General features: G+C 58.5%; 15 protein-coding genes. 8 read left to right on the top strand and 7 right to left on the bottom strand.

The features are described from left to right. The first annotated feature begins 105 nt into the window (after positions 1–105). From nuoG to nuoN, 8 genes are read left to right on the top strand one after another with little or no spacing between them, the layout of a single operon-like run. Entirely contained in the window at positions 106–2,820 is a 2,715-nt protein-coding gene (gene nuoG / locus AC1DU9_RS21635; protein WP_223461553.1) for an NADH-quinone oxidoreductase subunit NuoG, read from the top strand. Further along, positions 2,817–3,824 carry an NADH-quinone oxidoreductase subunit NuoH gene (nuoH, locus tag AC1DU9_RS21640; RefSeq protein WP_046037838.1) on the top strand — a complete coding sequence of 336 codons (1,008 nt, stop codon included), beginning with the start codon at positions 2,817–2,819 and terminating at the stop codon, positions 3,822–3,824. The genes nuoG and nuoH overlap by 4 nt, the downstream gene beginning before the upstream one ends. Positions 3,825–3,834: 10 nt before the next feature. After that, positions 3,835–4,380, top strand: coding sequence for an NADH-quinone oxidoreductase subunit NuoI (gene nuoI, locus AC1DU9_RS21645; RefSeq protein ID WP_007970449.1), 546 nt, complete (start codon positions 3,835–3,837; stop codon positions 4,378–4,380). Positions 4,381–4,389: 9 nt separating this feature from the next. Next, positions 4,390–4,893 carry an NADH-quinone oxidoreductase subunit J gene (nuoJ, locus tag AC1DU9_RS21650; protein WP_218430476.1) on the top strand — a complete coding sequence of 168 codons (504 nt, stop codon included), beginning with the start codon at positions 4,390–4,392 and terminating at the stop codon, positions 4,891–4,893. Between the two features lie 2 nt (positions 4,894–4,895). Then, complete coding sequence (gene nuoK, locus AC1DU9_RS21655; protein WP_007946416.1) at positions 4,896–5,204, top strand: NADH-quinone oxidoreductase subunit NuoK; 309 nt, start codon at positions 4,896–4,898, stop codon at positions 5,202–5,204. After that, a complete protein-coding gene (gene nuoL, locus AC1DU9_RS21660; RefSeq protein ID WP_223461548.1) occupies positions 5,201–7,054 on the top strand; it encodes an NADH-quinone oxidoreductase subunit L in 1,854 nt (617 codons plus the stop codon). The genes nuoK and nuoL overlap by 4 nt, the downstream gene beginning before the upstream one ends. A 39-nt stretch (positions 7,055–7,093) precedes the next feature. Beyond that, the gene (nuoM, locus tag AC1DU9_RS21665; RefSeq protein ID WP_223461547.1) at positions 7,094–8,626 is read left to right on the top strand and encodes an NADH-quinone oxidoreductase subunit M; all 1,533 of its coding nucleotides are present in this window, start codon (positions 7,094–7,096) and stop codon (positions 8,624–8,626) included. 7 nt (positions 8,627–8,633) lie between these two features. Then, the gene (gene nuoN / locus AC1DU9_RS21670) at positions 8,634–10,097 is read left to right on the top strand and encodes an NADH-quinone oxidoreductase subunit NuoN (RefSeq protein ID WP_223461545.1); all 1,464 of its coding nucleotides are present in this window, start codon (positions 8,634–8,636) and stop codon (positions 10,095–10,097) included. A gap of 1,597 nt (positions 10,098–11,694) precedes the next feature. On the opposite strand, the gene AC1DU9_RS21675 is transcribed toward nuoN, so the two are convergent. The 7 genes from AC1DU9_RS21675 to AC1DU9_RS21705 form a co-directional block, all read right to left on the bottom strand. Next, a complete protein-coding gene (locus tag AC1DU9_RS21675; protein ID WP_223461543.1) occupies positions 11,695–12,777 on the bottom strand; it encodes a polymorphic toxin type 44 domain-containing protein in 1,083 nt (360 codons plus the stop codon). Next, positions 12,770–13,270 (bottom strand): hypothetical protein, encoded by a 501-nt coding sequence (locus tag AC1DU9_RS21680; protein WP_223461542.1) that lies wholly within the window; start codon positions 13,268–13,270, stop codon positions 12,770–12,772. The genes AC1DU9_RS21675 and AC1DU9_RS21680 overlap by 8 nt, the downstream gene beginning before the upstream one ends. Positions 13,271–13,508: 238 nt before the next feature. Continuing rightward, positions 13,509–15,251, bottom strand: a complete 1,743-nt coding sequence (locus AC1DU9_RS21685; RefSeq protein ID WP_477810778.1) for an ABC transporter substrate-binding protein — start codon at positions 15,249–15,251, stop codon at positions 13,509–13,511. Positions 15,252–15,297: 46 nt separating this feature from the next. Beyond that, entirely contained in the window at positions 15,298–15,570 is a 273-nt protein-coding gene (locus tag AC1DU9_RS21690) for a DUF2160 domain-containing protein (protein WP_110662252.1), read from the bottom strand. A gap of 10 nt (positions 15,571–15,580) precedes the next feature. Continuing rightward, on the bottom strand, positions 15,581–16,381 hold the full coding sequence (locus tag AC1DU9_RS21695) for a carbohydrate ABC transporter permease (protein WP_110662253.1): 801 nt from the start codon (positions 16,379–16,381) through the stop codon (positions 15,581–15,583). A gap of 10 nt (positions 16,382–16,391) precedes the next feature. Then, positions 16,392–17,258 carry a carbohydrate ABC transporter permease gene (locus AC1DU9_RS21700; protein ID WP_223461538.1) on the bottom strand — a complete coding sequence of 289 codons (867 nt, stop codon included), beginning with the start codon at positions 17,256–17,258 and terminating at the stop codon, positions 16,392–16,394. Then, on the bottom strand, positions 17,255–17,905 hold a 651-nt coding region (locus AC1DU9_RS21705; RefSeq protein WP_477810779.1), incomplete at its 5' end, for an ABC transporter ATP-binding protein. The genes AC1DU9_RS21705 and AC1DU9_RS21700, both read right to left, overlap by 4 nt.

Raw genomic sequence — 17,905 nt, forward strand, 5'->3', positions numbered from 1 at the left:
CGCTTTTCGTGTGATGACGCCTTTAACGGCTGTGTTGATTCACGCGGATAACAAGATTCCATTAGCCACGCCCGCTGACACCGGGCCAACGAAGAACTTTGAACCATGGCCACTATCCACGTAGACGGCAAAGAGCTCGAAGTCGATGGGGCAGACAACCTGTTACAGGCATGTCTGTCGCTAGGCCTCGATATTCCGTATTTCTGCTGGCACCCTGCCCTTGGCAGCGTTGGCGCTTGCCGCCAGTGCGCGGTCAAGCAGTACACCGACGAAAACGACACCCGTGGTCGTATCGTCATGTCCTGCATGACCCCTGCCACCGATGGCACCTGGATCTCCATCGAAGATGAAGAGTCCAAGGCATTCCGCGCCAGTGTTGTTGAATGGCTGATGACCAACCACCCTCACGACTGCCCGGTCTGTGAGGAAGGCGGTCACTGCCACCTGCAAGACATGACGGTCATGACCGGCCACAACGAGCGCCGTTACCGCTTCACCAAGCGTACCCACCAGAACCAGCAACTGGGCCCGTTCATTTCCCACGAAATGAACCGCTGCATCGCTTGCTACCGCTGCGTGCGCTTCTATAAGGATTACGCTGGCGGCACCGACCTCGGCGTATTCGGCGCCCACGACAACGTGTACTTCGGTCGCGTTGAAGACGGCACCCTGGAAAGCGAGTTCTCCGGCAACCTCACCGAGGTCTGCCCGACCGGTGTGTTCACCGACAAGACTCACTCCGAGCGCTACAACCGCAAGTGGGACATGCAGTTCTCGCCGAGTATCTGCCATGGCTGCTCCAGCGGCTGCAACATCTCCCCGGGCGAGCGTTACGGCGAACTGCGTCGCATCGAAAACCGTTTCAACGGTTCGGTGAACCAGTACTTCCTGTGCGACCGTGGCCGTTTCGGCTATGGCTACGTCAACCGCGAAGACCGCCCGCGTCAGCCGCTGCTGGCCAACGGCGCCAAGCTGAGCCTCGACGAAGCGCTGGACAAAGCCGCTGACCTGCTGCGCGGTCGCAACATCGTCGGTATCGGTTCGCCACGCGCCAGCCTCGAAAGCAACTATGCGTTGCGCGAACTGGTGGGCGCCGAGCACTTCTACTCGGGCATCGAAGCTGCCGAGCTGGAGCGAATCCGCCTGGTCCTGCAAGTGCTGAAAGACAGCCCGCTGCCAGTACCGAACATGCGTGACATCGAAGACCACGACGCCGTGTTCGTCCTTGGTGAAGACCTGACCCAGACTGCTGCACGCATGGCCCTGTCCCTGCGTCAATCGGTCAAGGGCAAGGCCGAAGACATGGCCGACGCCATGCGCGTCCAGCCTTGGCTCGACGCCGCGGTGAAGAACATCGGTCAGCACGCGCTGAACCCGCTGTTCATCGCAAGCCTGGCTGAAACCAAGCTCGACGACATCGCCGAAGAATGTGTTCACGCCGCTCCAGACGACCTGGCCCGCATCGGTTTCGCCGTGGCTCACGCCCTCGACGCCAGCGCTCCAGCCGTTGAAGGCCTGGACGCTGAAGCCCTCGAACTGGCCAAGCGCATCGCCGACGCCCTGCTCGCAGCCAAGCGTCCACTGATCATCGCCGGTACTTCCCTGGGCTCCAAAGCCTTGATCGAAGCCGCCGCGAACATCGCCAAAGCTCTGAAGCTGCGCGAGAAGAACGGTTCCATCAGCCTGATCGTGCCAGAGGCCAACAGCCTCGGCCTGGCCATGCTCGGTGGCGAATCGGTCGATGCCGCGCTGCAAGCCGTTATCGACGGTAAGGCCGACGCCATCGTCGTGCTGGAAAACGATCTGTACACCCGTACCGACAAGGCCAAGGTCGATGCTGCACTGACCGCCGCCAAAGTGCTGATCGTCGCCGACCATCAGAAGACTGCCACCAGCGATCGCGCGCACCTGGTTCTGCCCGCCGCCAGCTTCGCTGAAGGCGACGGTACCCTGGTCAGCCAGGAAGGTCGCGCCCAGCGCTTCTTCCAGGTCTTCGATCCGAAGTACATGGATGCGAGCATCCTGGTTCATGAAGGCTGGCGCTGGCTGCATGCCCTGCGCGCGACCCTGCTGAACCAGCCGATCGACTGGACCCAACTGGACCACGCCACCGCCGCCGTCGCTTCCAGCACCTCGATCCTGAACCGCATTGTTGATGCCGCACCGTCCGCCGCGTTCCGCATCAAGGGCATGAAATTGGCCCGCGAACCGTTGCGTTACTCTGGTCGTACCGCCATGCGTGCCGACATCAACGTGCACGAACCGCGTACCCCGCAGGACAAGGACACCGCGTTCGCCTTCTCCATGGAAGGTTACTCGGGTTCCGCCGAACCGCGTCAGCAAGTGCCGTTCGCCTGGTCTCCGGGCTGGAACTCGCCGCAAGCCTGGAACAAGTTCCAGGACGAAGTCGGTGGTCACATCCGCGCTGGTGACCCGGGCACCCGCCTGATCGAAACCAGCGGTGACTCGCTGAACTGGTTCGCCAGCGTTCCGCGCGCGTTCAACCCGGCCCAGGGCACCTGGCAGGTTGTGCCGTTCTTCCACCTGTTCGGCAGCGAAGAGAACTCTTCGAAAGCCGCTCCGGTTCAGGAACGCATCCCGGCCGCCTACGTCGCACTGGCCAAGTCCGAAGCCGACCGCCTGGGTGTCAATGATGGCGCCATGCTGAGCTTGAACGTGGCCGGCCAGACCCTGCGTCTGCCGCTGCGCATCAATGAAGAGCTGGGTGCTGGTCTGGTGGCACTGCCTGCGGGCATCGCCGGCATTCCGCCAGCCATCTTTGGCCAATCCGTTGACGGTCTGCAGGAGGCAGCTCAATGACCTTGTTCACTCCTGAAGTGATCGACATCATCATCGCAGTCCTCAAGGCCGTGGTGATTCTGCTCGCCGTAGTGGTCTGCGGCGCCCTGCTGAGCTGGGTCGAGCGTCGTCTGCTCGCCCTCTGGCAGGACCGTTACGGTCCGAACCGCGTCGGTCCGTTCGGCGCGTTCCAGATCGCGGCCGACATGATCAAGATGTTCTTCAAGGAAGACTGGACCCCGCCGTTCGCCGACAAAGTGATCTTCACTTTGGCGCCGGTCGTGGCCATGAGCGCCTTGCTGATTGCCTTCGCGATCATCCCGATCACCCCGACCTGGGGTGTCGCGGATATCAACATCGGCATCCTGTTCTTCTTCGCCATGGCCGGTCTGTCGGTCTACGCGGTGCTGTTCGCCGGTTGGTCGAGCAACAACAAGTTCGCCCTGTTGGGCAGCTTGCGGGCCTCGGCGCAAACCGTGTCGTACGAAGTGTTCATGGGCCTGTCGCTGATGGGCATCGTGATCCAGGTTGGCTCGTTCAACATGCGTGACATCGTCGAATACCAGGCGCAGAACCTGTGGTTCGTCATTCCGCAGATCTTCGGTTTCCTGACCTTCTTCATCGCTGGCGTCGCCGTGACTCACCGTCACCCGTTCGACCAGCCGGAAGCGGAGCAGGAACTGGCCGACGGTTACCACATTGAATACGCCGGCATGAAATGGGGCATGTTCTTCGTCGGCGAGTACATCGGCATCGTGTTGATTTCGGCGCTGCTGGTGACCTTGTTCTTCGGTGGCTGGCACGGTCCGTTCGGCATCCTGCCGCAGATCCCGTTCATCTGGTTCGCGTTGAAAACCGCGTTCTTCATCATGTTCTTCATCCTGCTGCGCGCCTCGATTCCGCGCCCACGGTATGACCAAGTGATGGATTTCAGCTGGAAGTTCTGCTTGCCGCTGACCCTCGTCAACATGCTGGTGACCGCTGCGATCGTGTTGCTCAACACGCCCGCCGTCGCGGCTCAGTGAGGATAGAATCATGAAGTACATATTTGACATCGTGCATGGCTTCTACACCCAGCTTCGCAGCCTGGTGATGATTTTCGGCCACGCCTTCCGCAAGCGCGACACGCTGCAGTACCCGGAAGAACCGGTCTACCTGCCGCCGCGCTACCGTGGACGTATCGTCCTGACCCGCGACCCCGACGGTGAAGAGCGTTGTGTTGCGTGCAACCTGTGCGCCGTGGCGTGCCCGGTCGGTTGCATCTCGCTGCAGAAAGCTGAAACCGAAGACGGTCGCTGGTACCCGGACTTCTTCCGCATCAACTTCTCGCGCTGCATTTTCTGCGGCCTCTGCGAGGAAGCCTGCCCGACCACCGCGATCCAGCTGACACCGGATTTCGAAATGGCCGAGTTCAAACGTCAGGACCTGGTTTACGAGAAAGAAGATCTGCTGATCTCCGGCCCCGGCAAAAACCCTGATTACAACTTCTATCGTGTTGCAGGTATGGCGATTGCCGGGAAGCCGAAAGGCTCCGCGCAGAATGAAGCCGAACCGATCAACGTGAAGAGCTTGCTGCCTTAAGGAAGAAAGATGGAATTCGCTTTCTATTTCGCATCGGGTATCGCTGTGGTGTCCACGCTTCGCGTGATCACCAACACCAACCCTGTGCACGCCCTGCTCTACCTGATCATTTCGCTGATCGCCGTGGCGATGACGTTCTTCGTCCTCGGCGCACCGTTTGCCGGTGTCCTGGAAGTGATCGCCTACGCTGGCGCCATCATGGTGCTGTTCGTGTTCGTGGTGATGATGTTGAACCTGGGCCCGGCCTCGGTTCAGCAAGAGCGCGTCTGGCTCAAGCCCGGCATTTGGGGCGGCCCGGTCCTCCTCGCCGCGCTGCTGCTGGTGGAACTGCTGTACGTGCTGTTCTCCCACCAGACCGGTGAAGCCATCGGCCACACCACCGTAGACGCCAAGGCCGTGGGCATCAGTCTGTTCGGTCCTTACCTGCTGGTGGTCGAACTCGCCTCGATGCTGCTGCTCGCCGCAGCCGTCACGGCGTTCCACTTGGGCCGCAACGAAGCCAAGGAGCAATGACGATGCCTGCTATCCCTATGGAGCATGGTCTGGCGGTCGCCGGCATCCTGTTCTGCCTCGGTCTGGTCGGCCTGATGGTCCGCCGCAACATCCTCTTCGTGCTGATGAGCCTGGAGGTCATGATGAATGCCTCCGCTTTGGCGTTCATCGTTGCCGGTAGCCGCTGGGCGCAGCCGGATGGACAGATCATGTTCATCCTGGTGATCAGCCTGGCAGCGGCCGAGGCCAGTATTGGCCTGGCGATCCTGCTGCAACTGTATCGCCGCTTCCACACGCTCGATATCGACGCTGCCAGTGAGATGCGCGGATGAACCTTCTCTATCTGACTTTCCTGTTCCCTCTGATCGGTTTTGTGCTGCTGGCGTTTTCTCGCGGCCGTCTCTCGGAAAACCTCTCGGCGCTGATCGGCGTCGGCTCCATTGGCCTGTCTGCGATCGTCGCGTCCTATGTGATCTGGCAATTCAACGTCGCCCCGCCGGAAGGTGGTCACTACACCCAGGTTCTGTGGCAATGGATGGCGGTGGAAGGCTTCACGCCGAACTTCGCCCTGCACCTGGACGGCCTGTCCGTGACCATGCTCGGTGTGGTCGTCGGCGTGGGCTTCCTGATCCACCTGTTCGCCTCCTGGTACATGCGCGGTGAAGACGGTTACTCGCGCTTCTTCGCCTACACCAACCTGTTTATCGCCAGCATGCTGTTCCTGGTCCTGGCCGATAACCTGCTGTTCGTGTACTTCGGTTGGGAAGGCGTGGGCCTGTGCTCGTACCTGTTGATCGGTTTCTACTACAGCAACCGCAATAACGGTAACGCCGCACTCAAGGCCTTCATCGTGACCCGTATCGGCGACGTGTTCATGGCCATCGGCCTGTTCATTCTGTTTGCCCAACTGGGCACCCTGAACATCCAGGAACTGCTGGTGCTGGCTCCGCAGAAATTCCAGTCCGGCGATTTCTGGATGGTCATGGCTACCCTGATGCTGCTGGGCGGCGCTGTCGGTAAATCGGCGCAACTGCCGCTGCAAACCTGGCTGGCGGATGCGATGGCCGGCCCTACCCCGGTTTCGGCACTGATCCACGCCGCAACCATGGTGACCGCTGGCGTCTACCTGATTGCCCGTACCCACGGCCTGTTCACCCTGGCGCCGGAAATCCTGCATCTGGTAGGAATAGTCGGTGGCGTGACCCTGGTCCTGGCTGGTTTTGCAGCCCTGGTTCAGACCGACATCAAGCGTATCCTCGCCTACTCGACCATGAGCCAGATCGGCTACATGTTCCTGGCCCTGGGCGTCGGTGCCTGGGACGGCGCGATCTTCCACCTGATGACCCACGCCTTCTTCAAGGCCCTGCTGTTCCTTGCGTCCGGTTCGGTGATCGTTGCCTGCCACCACGAGCAGAACATCTTCAAGATGGGCGGTCTGTGGAAGAAACTGCCACTGGCCTACGCCAGTTTCATCGTCGGCGGCGCGGCCCTGGCGGCACTGCCTCTGGTGACCGCAGGCTTCTACTCCAAGGACGAAATCCTCTGGGAAGCGTTCGCCAGCGGCAACAACGGCCTGCTATATGCAGGTCTGGTCGGCGCGTTCATGACTTCGCTCTACACCTTCCGCCTGATCTTCATCGCGTTCCACGGTGAAGTGAAGACCGAAGCCCACGCCGGTCACGGCATTGCCCACTGGCTGCCACTGTCGGTGCTGATCGTATTGTCCACCGCCATCGGCGCGATGATCGTTCCACCGCTGCACGGTGTACTGCCGGAAAGCGTCGGCCATGCCGGCGGCGAAGCCAAGCACAGCCTGGAAATCGCTTCGGGCGCCATCGCCCTGTCCGGTATCCTGCTGGCCGCGCTGCTGTTCCTCGGCAAGCGTCGCTTCGTCACCGCCATCGCCAACAGCGGCATCGGCCGTGTCCTCTCGGCCTGGTGGTTCGCTGCCTGGGGCTTCGACTGGATCTACGACAAACTGTTCGTCAAGCCTTACCTGGCGATCAACCATATCCTGCGCAAAGACCCGCTCGACCAGACCATCGGTCTGATCCCGCGCATGGCCAAAGGCGGTCACACCGCCCTGAGCCGTACCGAGACCGGTCAACTGCGTTGGTATGCCGCCTCGATGGCTGCTGGTGCCGTGCTGGTCATTGGCGCCGTCGTGCTGGTAGCGGTCTGATATGAACCTTGCGAATTTGCGAAAGGAAACGAACCCGTCATGATTCTGCCTTGGCTAATCCTGATCCCCTTCATCGGCGGCCTGCTGTGCTGGATGGGTGAGCGCTTCGGCGCCACCCTCCCGCGCTGGATTGCGCTGATCACCATGTCCCTGCTGCTCTCCCTCGGCCTCTGGCTGTGGGCCAACGGTGACTATTCATTTGCACCAAAGCCAGGCGCCGATCCGACCTGGGCGCTTGAGTTCAAGCACGTCTGGATCCAGCGCTTCGGCATCAACGTGCACCTGGCCCTCGACGGCCTGTCGCTGTTGATGATCATGCTGACCGGCCTGCTGGGTGTCCTCTCGGTTCTCTGCTCGTGGAAAGAGATCCAGCGTCACGTGGGCTTCTTCCACCTGAACCTGATGTGGATCCTGGGTGGTGTCGTCGGCGTGTTCCTCGCCCTCGACCTGTTCATGTTCTTCTTCTTCTGGGAAATGATGCTGGTGCCGATGTACTTCCTCATCGCGCTCTGGGGTCACAGTTCTTCGGACGGCAAGAAAACCCGGATCTACGCGGCGACCAAGTTCTTCATCTTCACTCAGGCTTCCGGCCTGATCATGCTGGTGGCGATCCTGGGTCTGGTACTGGTCAACTTCAACGACACCGGCGTGATTACTTTCAACTACGCCGATTTGTTGAAAACCAGGATGTCGACGACCACCGAGTACATCCTGATGCTCGGTTTCTTCATCGCCTTCGCGGTGAAGCTGCCCGTGGTGCCGTTCCACTCCTGGTTGCCTGACGCTCACGCCCAGGCGCCAACTGCAGGTTCCGTCGACCTCGCCGGTATCTTGCTGAAAACCGCGGCCTACGGCCTGCTGCGTTTCGCCCTGCCGCTGTTCCCGAATGCCTCGGCCGAGTTTGCGCCGTTCGCCATGGCCCTGGGTCTGATCGGGATCTTCTACGGTGCGTTCCTGGCGTTCGCGCAAACCGACATCAAGCGCCTGATTGCCTTCTCGTCCGTTTCCCACATGGGCTTCGTACTGATCGGCATCTACTCCGGCAGCCAACTGGCGCTGCAGGGTGCGGTGATGCAGATGCTGGCGCACGGCCTGTCGGCGGCGGCACTCTTTATCCTGAGTGGTCAGCTGTACGAACGCACCCACACCCGCGACATGCGTGAAATGGGTGGCCTGTGGTCGAAAATCGCCTACCTGCCGGCCCTCAGCCTGTTCTTCGCCGCCGCGTCCCTGGGCTTGCCGGCGACCGGTAACTTCGTCGGTGAGTTCCTGATCCTGATCGGCACCTTCCCGATCGCTCCATGGGTCACCATCATCGCGACGTCCGGCCTGGTGTTCGGTTCGGTCTACTCGCTGATCATGATCCACCGTGCCTACTTCGGCCCGTCGAAATCGGACGCGGTGCTGCATGGCATGGACGGTCGCGAAATGATCATGGTGGTCGGTCTGGCCGCACTGCTGATTTACATCGGCGTGTACCCACAACCGTTCCTCGATACCTCTGCCGCTACGATGCATGGCGTGCAGCAGTGGCTCGGCACCGCCTTCACTCAACTCGCTTCGGCCCGGTAAGAGCGCTATGGAATTCACGACTCAACACTTTATCGCGCTAGCGCCGCTGTTGATTACCAGCGCCACGATCATCGTGGTGATGCTGGCAATTGCCTGGCGCCGCAACCACTCCCAGACCTTCCTGCTGTCGGTGGCGGGTCTGAACCTGGCGTTGCTGTCGATCCTGCCAGCCTTGAAGGTCGCGCCATTGGCTGTGACCCCACTGCTGCAAATCGATAGCTTCGCTTGCTTGTACATGGCGCTGATCCTGGTCGCCACCCTCGCTTGTGTGACCCTCGCCCACGCCTACCTCGGCGATGGCGGTACGGGTTACCCGGGCAACCGTGAAGAACTTTACCTGCTGATCCTGATGGCCGCCGCCGGCGGCCTGGTGTTGGTCAGCGCGCAGCACCTGGCCGGATTGTTCGTCGGTCTGGAACTGCTCTCGGTACCGGTCTACGGTCTGGTGGCTTATGCCTTCTTCAACAAGCGCTCGCTGGAAGCCGGTATCAAGTACATGGTGCTGTCGGCGGCCGGTTCGGCGTTCCTGTTGTTCGGTATGGCCCTGCTCTACGCTGACGCCGGTTCCCTGAGCTTTGTCGGTATCGGCCAGGCCCTGGCGGCCACCGGCCTGCCAAGCTCGCTGGCTCAATTGGGCCTGGGCATGATGCTGATCGGCCTGGCGTTCAAGCTGTCGCTGGTACCTTTCCACCTCTGGACTCCGGACGTCTACGAAGGTGCTCCGGCACCGGTTGCCGCGTTCCTCGCTACCGCTTCGAAAGTGGCCGTGTTCGCGGTGATGGTGCGTCTATTCCAGATCTCGCCAGCGGCGAGCAGTGGCGTGCTGAGCAACGTACTGACCATCATCGCCATCGCGTCGATCCTGTTCGGTAACCTGCTGGCCCTGACCCAGAGCAACCTCAAGCGTCTGCTGGGTTACTCGTCCATCGCCCACTTCGGCTACCTGCTGATCGCCCTGGTGGCGAGCAAGGGCCTGGCCGTGGAAGCCATCGGCGTGTACCTGGTCACCTACGTGATCACCAGCCTTGGCGCCTTCGGCGTGATCACCCTGATGTCCTCGCCGTACAAAGGCCGTGACGCAGACGCCCTGTACGAATACCGCGGCCTGTTCTGGCGCCGTCCGTACCTGACCGCTGTGCTGACCGTGATGATGCTGTCCCTGGCCGGTATCCCGCTGACCGCGGGCTTCATCGGCAAGTTCTACATCATCGCCACCGGTGTCGAGTCCCATCAGTGGTGGCTGGTCGGCTCCCTGGTACTGGGCAGCGCCATCGGCGTGTTCTACTACCTGCGTGTGATGGTCACCCTGTACCTGATCGAACCGAACCTGCGTCGCGTCGACGCCCAGTTGCACTGGGAACAACGCGCAGGTGGCGTGATGCTGCTGGCCATCGCGGTATTGGCCTTCTTCCTCGGCCTGTACCCACAACCGTTGTTGAACCTGGTTCAGCAGTCGGGCCTGGTGGGTTGATCGCTTAGGCGACTCTCGGTAGCAAACAGAAACGGCACCTTCGGGTGCCGTTTTTGCGTTTGGGGGATTGCTCTCCCCTTTCTCGGAAAGTGCCTGCAAGGAGACCGGATGCAACTGACATACAACCGGCGCAGTTGCTTCTAAGCTAGTGGCCGGCTTTCAGGTGTAGACAATGAAGCGAAGTGTTATGTCTGAGTTGGTCGAGGGCTTTGAGTCCACGGCCAAAAAGCGTCAACAACACACGTCTGTGGCGAGGGACCTCGCTTCCGCTGGACTACGCAGAAGTCCCAATCCCGGTGAGGCCGGTGTGCTCGGAAAACAGCAGCAGACTGAAGTTTTTGGCGCCTACTTCTCCCGAGCGCTGACCGGACGGCGAGAGCAAACTCCCTCGCCACAGCTGTACGACCACTTCGGACGCTAGTGGATTGGCTGAAATAATGACGAATGGACAACATTGATCAATGAAGTCAAAAACAAATAGATGTAACAGCTGCCACGCGCCAAACAACACAGGAACATCCAGAATCAAACACGGAAATTGCTATTCGTGTAGAAAAAAAGCGCACCCCATAATTACAAAAAAAGCACCACGCTGGCGATTAACTTTAATACTCAGCACTACTGCTTTCACTTTCACCTTGATCTCAGCCAAATCAATTTATAACCAGCACATAGCATTCCCCTATCTCATGAAGGGTAGCCCAGTAGTATGGTACGAATTCACTAAAATGGAAATGATCATCCCCATACTGATCCTGACTTTGTTATCAATAGGCTTGTTAGCAATATCTATAGCACACTACAAGAACCGACCTTACTCAAAAATATACATGAGAACAATAATATACAGTCTTTGCACTGGCTGGTTTCTATATTTAATTTCTATGTTTTTTGGACATAGGGCTATATAAGTATTGACTCTTGCTCATTGGAAAAATTTGAAAAAATACCAATATCGCACAGTGATTCTCTTTTAAACGCAACTGGGAGCGCCTTCAATTACTTGTGGGATCGAGCCTGCTCGCGAAGGCGATAAAACAGCCGCCAATAAAACGGCACATTTCGGTGCCGTTCGCCTTTCACAGCCTCAGCCGTTTACGCGCCGCCTCCCACGATTTCAGCACTTCGGCGTAGCTCACGGTCTCCCCTTTGGGCTTCTCGTCCGCCAGTTTCGGCTTCGGCGCACCCGGCTGGTCAAACCAACACTGCGCATCCCGCTGACTAAGGGCATTTATCTAATTGCTCTAAATCTGTTCCGCTGCTAGAGCTTTTGTCGAGAGCTCCATCTGCTGCAATGTAGATATTGGTCGTCGGCCAGCTAGGATTTATCATTATACAATGACTTTTATTTGAGGCAGTCCAGTCAAGCCGCATAAAGAAATCACCATCGAAAAAAAGATGACCAGGTCCTCCTGTAGATTCGCCGGGAAAGATCTCCCCTCTAAAGATATCGTTCTGAGTATTTAGAACAAATTCTAATTTACCACTTCCATCATCTGAGAAATAGACTTTGACCCTCGGGACAGCGACATACCAGACAAGATATATCAGTAGCAATAGTGTTAGCAGTCTGCGTTTGAGATAAAAACGGCACCTTTTATCCGCATTTGTGGACACTTATACCTTTCCCCCAATCAGACGGATCACCCGCAAGCACTTCATCCATAATAGTCTTGGCGCTGACTCCACCGGTTGAATAAGTGATGAAGAGGTTGACGCCAATAGCAATGGACTTCCTGTCCGGTATGTCATCCCACGCCCTTAATCCCTCTATGTCCTCTGAGCGATGAGGTCCGGGCCTATTTTCCCAATCTTGAAGCTTACGTACCGTGTCGGAAATGATCTGCTCAGCACCTGCACCATCCAATAACACCTGTTCCGAAAAACCCGCAGCCATTCCTATATATCCGTAATGAATATTCGACCAAATATCGTAAAAATAGTCATACTTTCCCTGCTTGTGACGAACATCGCCCCCAAAATTAACTTTTATCTTCGGCTTATGATCCCAAGGCCGATTCTGCCCAACGCGCTCTGTCCACAGCGCAAACGCCTCGGCTCGCTTGACAAGGGCGATGCTGTGGAAGTTGGGTTGATGGCCGAGTCGCAGATAAAACGGGATTTCCATATATTTATTTGTTTCAGCCTCCGGGCTGTAGCTGTTCAGCTCCTTCATTTTCAGAACCGAAGGGTGCGTGATGTTGCGGTTCATCTCGTTGGCGATGTACCAAGCCAGTTCTTCCATTCGGTCCGGATGATTGCAGGAAGCTGGATCGACGAGAAAGGCCGTGGCCTTCGTTGCAGGTTTCGGATCAGCCACCTGCTGTCTCGATGCAAACCTGTTATCAGTTTGGGGCGCCAGTGAGCCGACGCCGCTGGTCGCACGCGGCGCGGGGCGTGTCTCGTTTTGATAGGTCGCAGTGAACACCGAGGGAATCAGTCGGGCTTTACAGGGGCAACCACTATGGCTATCCAGCGTGCCAGCCATGGCTTTGCCATGACTGATCATGTGCGAAATGCCACCGACGATTTTGTAAATCTTGCCGTCCTGGCCACAGGTGACTCGATCACCATCGCGAGCATGGGCGATGCCATACATCATGATCCGGGTATCGCCATCCAGGACCTTGCCGCCACAGGTGGTCTTGTCGTCCAGGCCAATGAAATATCCCTTACTCATTGGTTTCTGCTCCCTCAATAGAGGGCAAAAAATCCTCGGCCATCGATACACCTTCACGCACAACGAACAGGTAACCCCCTTGCAATGTGTTGATGATTTCGTCGCCATTGCAAAGACGGCTGCCAACCAGCGCTAAATCGTTATTCCCTTGTCCCGCGCCCGTGACGATCTGCGCCGTACCTCCATCGGCATACACGACATAATCGCCTTTCTGTGCCGCAGTTACTTTCTGACCGTTATCCAATGTGAACGTGAGCGGCGCTACTGCCTGTTGGATTACTCCGCCATCACGGGTTTGGCTGCCTTGGGTTGCCACACGGTAGATGGCGCAAGGGGGATGTGCTTCAGCGTAAGCCTGCTGTTGATGGATGATCGTCATGTCTTCGTCGTCAAATCTTGCAAGTTGTTCCTCGGTGAAGGGAGAGTCGTCCAGGAGGCAGAGAAATTCAGGAGAGACTTCGTTGGTATACAAGGGCTGCAAGGGTGCATTCATTTCAAAATCCTTAGCTTTGGAAGGGTGTTCAGAAATAATGCGGCGGACGCTATCAGCGTCGCGACCCTCACGGCAGGGTCAAAAGAATGATTCAGAATTTTCGCCAAAAGAAAATATCCTTTTCCTACAACAGCCCTTAAATAGAGTTTTTTGTAGAAAAGCGGGCGTTCGTTTTTGGTCCCGACACAAACAAAAACGGCACCTTCCGGTGCCGTTCGCCTTTCAAATTACAACCATTTTACTTACGCGCCGCCTCCCACGATTTCAGCAGTTCGGCGTAGCTCACGGTTTCGCCCTTAGGCTTCTCGTTTTCCAGTTTCGGCTTCGGTGCGCCCGGCTGGTCGAACCAGTATTGCGCATCGCGCTCGGGGTTCATTTTCGGGGCGCAGGTGGCTTGTGCCTTGGAGCGTTCCAGGCGGGTCATGATCGCGTCCTGATCCTTGGCCAGGCCGTCGAGTGCCTGTTGCGGGGTTTTCTCGCCGCTGGCGGCTTCGGCGATGTGGCTCCACCACAACTGCGCGAGGCGAGGATAATCAGGCACGTTGGTCCCGGTCGGGGTCCATTGCACGCGGGCCGGGCTGCGGTAGAACTCCACCAGGCCACCGAGTTTCGGCGCCAGGTCGGTCATGGCTTGCGAGTTGATGTCCGATTCGCGGATCGGCGTCAGGCCGACGATGGTTTTCTTCAGCGACACGGTTTTCGAGGTCACGAACTGCGCATAGAGCCAGGCCGCGAGTTTTTGCTTCTCAGGCGTGGACTTCATGAACGTCCAGGAGCCGGCGTCCTGATAACCGAGTTTCATGCCCTCCTCCCAATACGGACCTTTCGGCGACGGCGCCATGCGCCATTTCGGCGTGCCGTCGGCATTCATCACCGGCAGGCCCGGTTTGGTCATGTCGGCAGTGAACGCGGTGTACCAGAAAATCTGCTGGGCGATGTTGCCCTGGGAGGGCACGGGACCTGATTCGGAGAAAGTCATGCCCGCCGCTTCCGGTGGCGCGTACTTTTTCATCCAGTCCACATACTTGGTGGTGGCGAACACCGCCGCCGGCCCGTTGGTATCGCCGCCGCGGGTCACGCTGGAGCCCACCGGATGGCAGTCCTCGACGCGGATGCCCCACTCGTCCACCGGCAAGCCGTTGGGGATGCCCTTGTCGCCGCCACCGGCCATGGAGAACCAGGCATCAGTGAAACGCCAGCCCAGGGACGGGTCTTTCTTGCCATAGTCCATGTGCCCGTAGACACGCTTGCCGTCGATTTCCTTGACGTCTTCGCTGAAGAACTTGGCGATGTCTTCATAGGCTGACCAGTTCACCGGCACGCCCAACTCGTAGCCGTATTTTTCCTTGAACCTGGCTTTCAGCTCCGGACGCTCGAACCAGTCGGCGCGGAACCAGTACAGGTTGGCGAACTGCTGGTCAGGCAGCTGATAGATCTTGCCGTCCGGCGCAGTGGTGAACGAGATACCGATGAAGTCCTTGATGTCGAGGGTCGGCGAGGTGAAGTTCTTGCCCTCGTTGGCCATCAGGTCGGTGATCGATTCGGTTTTGCCGTAGCGGAAGTGCGTGCCGATCAGATCCGAGTCGTTGACCCAGCCGTCATAGATGCTCTTGTCCGATTGCATCACGGTCTGCAGCTTTTCCACCACGTCGCCTTCCTGCAGCAGGTCGTGGGTCAGCTTGATCCCGGTGATCTCGGTGAAGGCCTTGGCCAGCACCTTGGACTCGTATTCGTGGGTGGCAATGGTTTCCGACACCACCTTGATGTTCATCCCGCGAAATGGCTCCGCCGCCTTGATGAACCACTTCAGCTCTTCCAGTTGTTGTTCGGCCGTCAGCGTGGATGGCTTGAATTCACTGCCGATCCATTTCTTCGCGGCATCTTCGTAGGCATCGGCCCAGGCCGAAGCGCTCAAACCGCTGAGTGCCAGCATGGCTGCCAATGAAATGCTATGTCGCAGCTTATTGTTTTTATCGAACATAAGACCTCCTGTTTAGATTTCGGAGCAACATTGCCGAGCGATTCGACTAGCCCCAACGCATCACAGCCAACAGCCACACCAGGGACAACGCGAAGGCGACCCAGATGCTCCAGTCGGTGACGCCGATTACCAGCAAGTGCAGGTAGGCGCTGCCGAGAAGACCGATAAACAAGCGATCGCCACGGGTGGTGGCAATCGGCAGAAAACCACGCCGAAGGATGCTCGGCGAACGTAATTCCCAAGTGGTCATGACCACCAGGATCAGGGCAATCACGCTGAAGAATGCCGCCGTGGGGGCGGTCCAGCTCATCCATTCCATCATCAGTTCCTCATACCCGGCCCAGGGCAAAGCCCTTGGCCACGTGGTTGCGCACGAACCAGATCACCAGCATGCCCGGCAGGATGGTCAACACCCCCGCCGCCGCCAGCACGCCCCAGTCGATGCCGGATGCCGAGACCGTGCGGGTCATCACCGCTGCGATCGGTTTGGCATTCACCGAAGTGAGGGTTCGTGCCAGCAGCAGTTCGACCCAGGAAAACATGAAGCAGAAGAACGCCGTCACGCCAATGCCGGAGCCGATCAGCGGGATGAAAATCTTCACGAAGAACTTGGGAAAACTGTAGCCGTCGATGTAGGCGGTTTCGTCGATTTCCTTGGGCACGCCGGACATGAAGCCTTCGAGAATCCAAACGGCCAGCGGCACGTTGAACAGGCAGTGGGCCAGGGCCACGGCGATGTGGGTGTCGAACAGCCCGATCGAGGAATACAGCTGGAAGAACGGCAACAGGAACACCGCCGGTGGCGCCATGCGGTTGGTCAGCAGCCAGAAGAACAGGTGCTTGTCACCGAGAAAGCGATAGCGCGAGAAGGCATAGGCCGCCGGTAGCGCCACGGTCAGGGAAATGATCGTGTTCAGGCTCACGTAGTACGCCGAGTTGATGTAGCCGGTGTACCAGCTCGGGTCGGTGAAGATCACCTTGTAGTTGGCCAGGGTGAAATCTTGTGGGAAAAGCGTCAGGCCGCCGAGGATTTCGGTGTTGCTCTTGAAGGACATGTTCAGCAGCCAGTAGATCGGCACCAGCAGGAACAGGATGTAGAGCAGCAAGGGGATAAGCTTTCTTTTGCTCATGGCGCGGGCCTCAGCGGTTGGCGTCAGAGTGAGTCATGGCGGTGTAGAACAGCCAGGACACCAACAGGATGATCAGGAAGTACACCAGCGAGAATGCCGCTGCCGGCCCCAGGTCGAATTGCCCTACGGCCATCTGGGTCAGGGTCTGACTGAGGAAGGTCGTGGCATTGCCAGGACCGCCGCCCGTGAGTACGAACGGTTCGGTGTAGATCATGAAACTGTCCATGAAGCGCAGCATCACCGCGATCAGCAGCACACTCTTGAGCTTGGGCAACTGGATATGCCGGAACACCGCCCAGGCCGAGGCACGGTCGATACGCGCCGCCTGGTAATACACATCGGGAATCGCCCGCAACCCGGAGAAGCACAGCAGCGCCACCAGCGAGGTCCAGTGCCAGACATCCATGATCAGCACCGTAACCCAGGCGTCCATGGTGTTCGACGCATAGTTGTAGCTGATGCCCATGGCCTTGAGACTCGCCCCCAGCAGGCCGATATCGGCGCGACCGAAGATCTGCCAGATGGTGCCGACCACGTTCCACGGGATCAGCAGCGGGATAGCCAGCACGATCAACACCACCGAAGACCAGCGGCCCTTGGTCGGCATGGTCAGGGCAATGGCGATGCCCAGCGGAATTTCGATCAGTAGCACACAGGCCGAATAGATGAACTGACGCAGCAACGAGTCATGCAGCCTCGGGTCGAGCAGTACCTGTTTGTACCAGTCGGCACCGACGAAATAGCGGCTGGACTGGTCGAAAATATCCTGCACCGAATAGTTGACCACGGTCATCATCGGGACCACCGCACTGAACGCCACCAGCAGGAACACCGGCAACACCAGCCACCAGGCCTTGTTGTTCTGCACCTTGTTCATGGCTGCACCTCAATGTTGGCTTGGGTTTCCAGGAGGAATTCGTCGGCATAGACCATCAGCCATTGCGCCGGAAAACTGATGTAGGCCGTGCCCTGGGGCACCGGTTTGTCTTCGGCCAGGCGCACTTTAAGGGGGACGCCATCGAGGTCGAGGCTCATGATCTTGTAGGTGCCCAGGTCTTCGACGTGTACGACCTGTGCCCGCAACGCGTCATCGAACGCTTCGTCCCACACACGGACGAACTCCGGACGAATGCCGACCTTCAGGGTTTTCCACTCCGATTCAGCAATACGCTGCTGCATCGCCTCGGACAGCGGCAAGTGCGTCGAGGCGAAACCGACACCACCCGGTTGCGGCTGCACGTCGATCAGGTTCATCCCCGGACTGCCAATGAAGTAGCCGACAAAGGTGTGGCTCGGGCGCTCGAACAATTCCCTTGGCGTGCCGAACTGCACGATCTGCCCGCCGTACATCACCGCAATCTTGTCGGCGAAGGTCGAGGCCTCCAGCTGATCGTGGGTGACGTAGACCATGGTGATGTTGAACTGCTCGTGAATCTGCTTGAGCTTGCGCCGCAGTTTCCACTTCAGGTGCGGGTCGATCACCGTCAGCGGCTCGTCGAACAGGATCGCCGACACGTCATCGCG

The organism is Pseudomonas sp. P4_C1 (assembly GCF_056402155.1).

Bases quoted from the DNA above. Each gene is read 5' to 3' on its own strand.
- nuoG (WP_223461553.1), top strand. From the start codon at position 106: ATGGCCACTATCCACGTAGACGGCAAAGAGCTCGAAGTCGATGGGGCA.
- nuoH (WP_046037838.1), top strand. From the start codon at position 2,817: ATGACCTTGTTCACTCCTGAAGTGATCGACATCATCATCGCAGTCCTC.
- nuoI (WP_007970449.1), top strand. From the start codon at position 3,835: ATGAAGTACATATTTGACATCGTGCATGGCTTCTACACCCAGCTTCGC.
- nuoJ (WP_218430476.1), top strand. From the start codon at position 4,390: ATGGAATTCGCTTTCTATTTCGCATCGGGTATCGCTGTGGTGTCCACG.
- nuoK (WP_007946416.1), top strand. From the start codon at position 4,896: ATGCCTGCTATCCCTATGGAGCATGGTCTGGCGGTCGCCGGCATCCTG.
- nuoL (WP_223461548.1), top strand. From the start codon at position 5,201: ATGAACCTTCTCTATCTGACTTTCCTGTTCCCTCTGATCGGTTTTGTG.
- nuoM (WP_223461547.1), top strand. From the start codon at position 7,094: ATGATTCTGCCTTGGCTAATCCTGATCCCCTTCATCGGCGGCCTGCTG.
- nuoN (WP_223461545.1), top strand. From the start codon at position 8,634: ATGGAATTCACGACTCAACACTTTATCGCGCTAGCGCCGCTGTTGATT.
- AC1DU9_RS21675 (WP_223461543.1), bottom strand. From the start codon at position 12,777: ATGAGTAAGGGATATTTCATTGGCCTGGACGACAAGACCACCTGTGGC.
- AC1DU9_RS21680 (WP_223461542.1), bottom strand. From the start codon at position 13,270: ATGAATGCACCCTTGCAGCCCTTGTATACCAACGAAGTCTCTCCTGAA.
- AC1DU9_RS21685 (WP_477810778.1), bottom strand. From the start codon at position 15,251: ATGTTCGATAAAAACAATAAGCTGCGACATAGCATTTCATTGGCAGCC.
- AC1DU9_RS21690 (WP_110662252.1), bottom strand. From the start codon at position 15,570: ATGGAATGGATGAGCTGGACCGCCCCCACGGCGGCATTCTTCAGCGTG.
- AC1DU9_RS21695 (WP_110662253.1), bottom strand. From the start codon at position 16,381: ATGAGCAAAAGAAAGCTTATCCCCTTGCTGCTCTACATCCTGTTCCTG.
- AC1DU9_RS21700 (WP_223461538.1), bottom strand. From the start codon at position 17,258: ATGAACAAGGTGCAGAACAACAAGGCCTGGTGGCTGGTGTTGCCGGTG.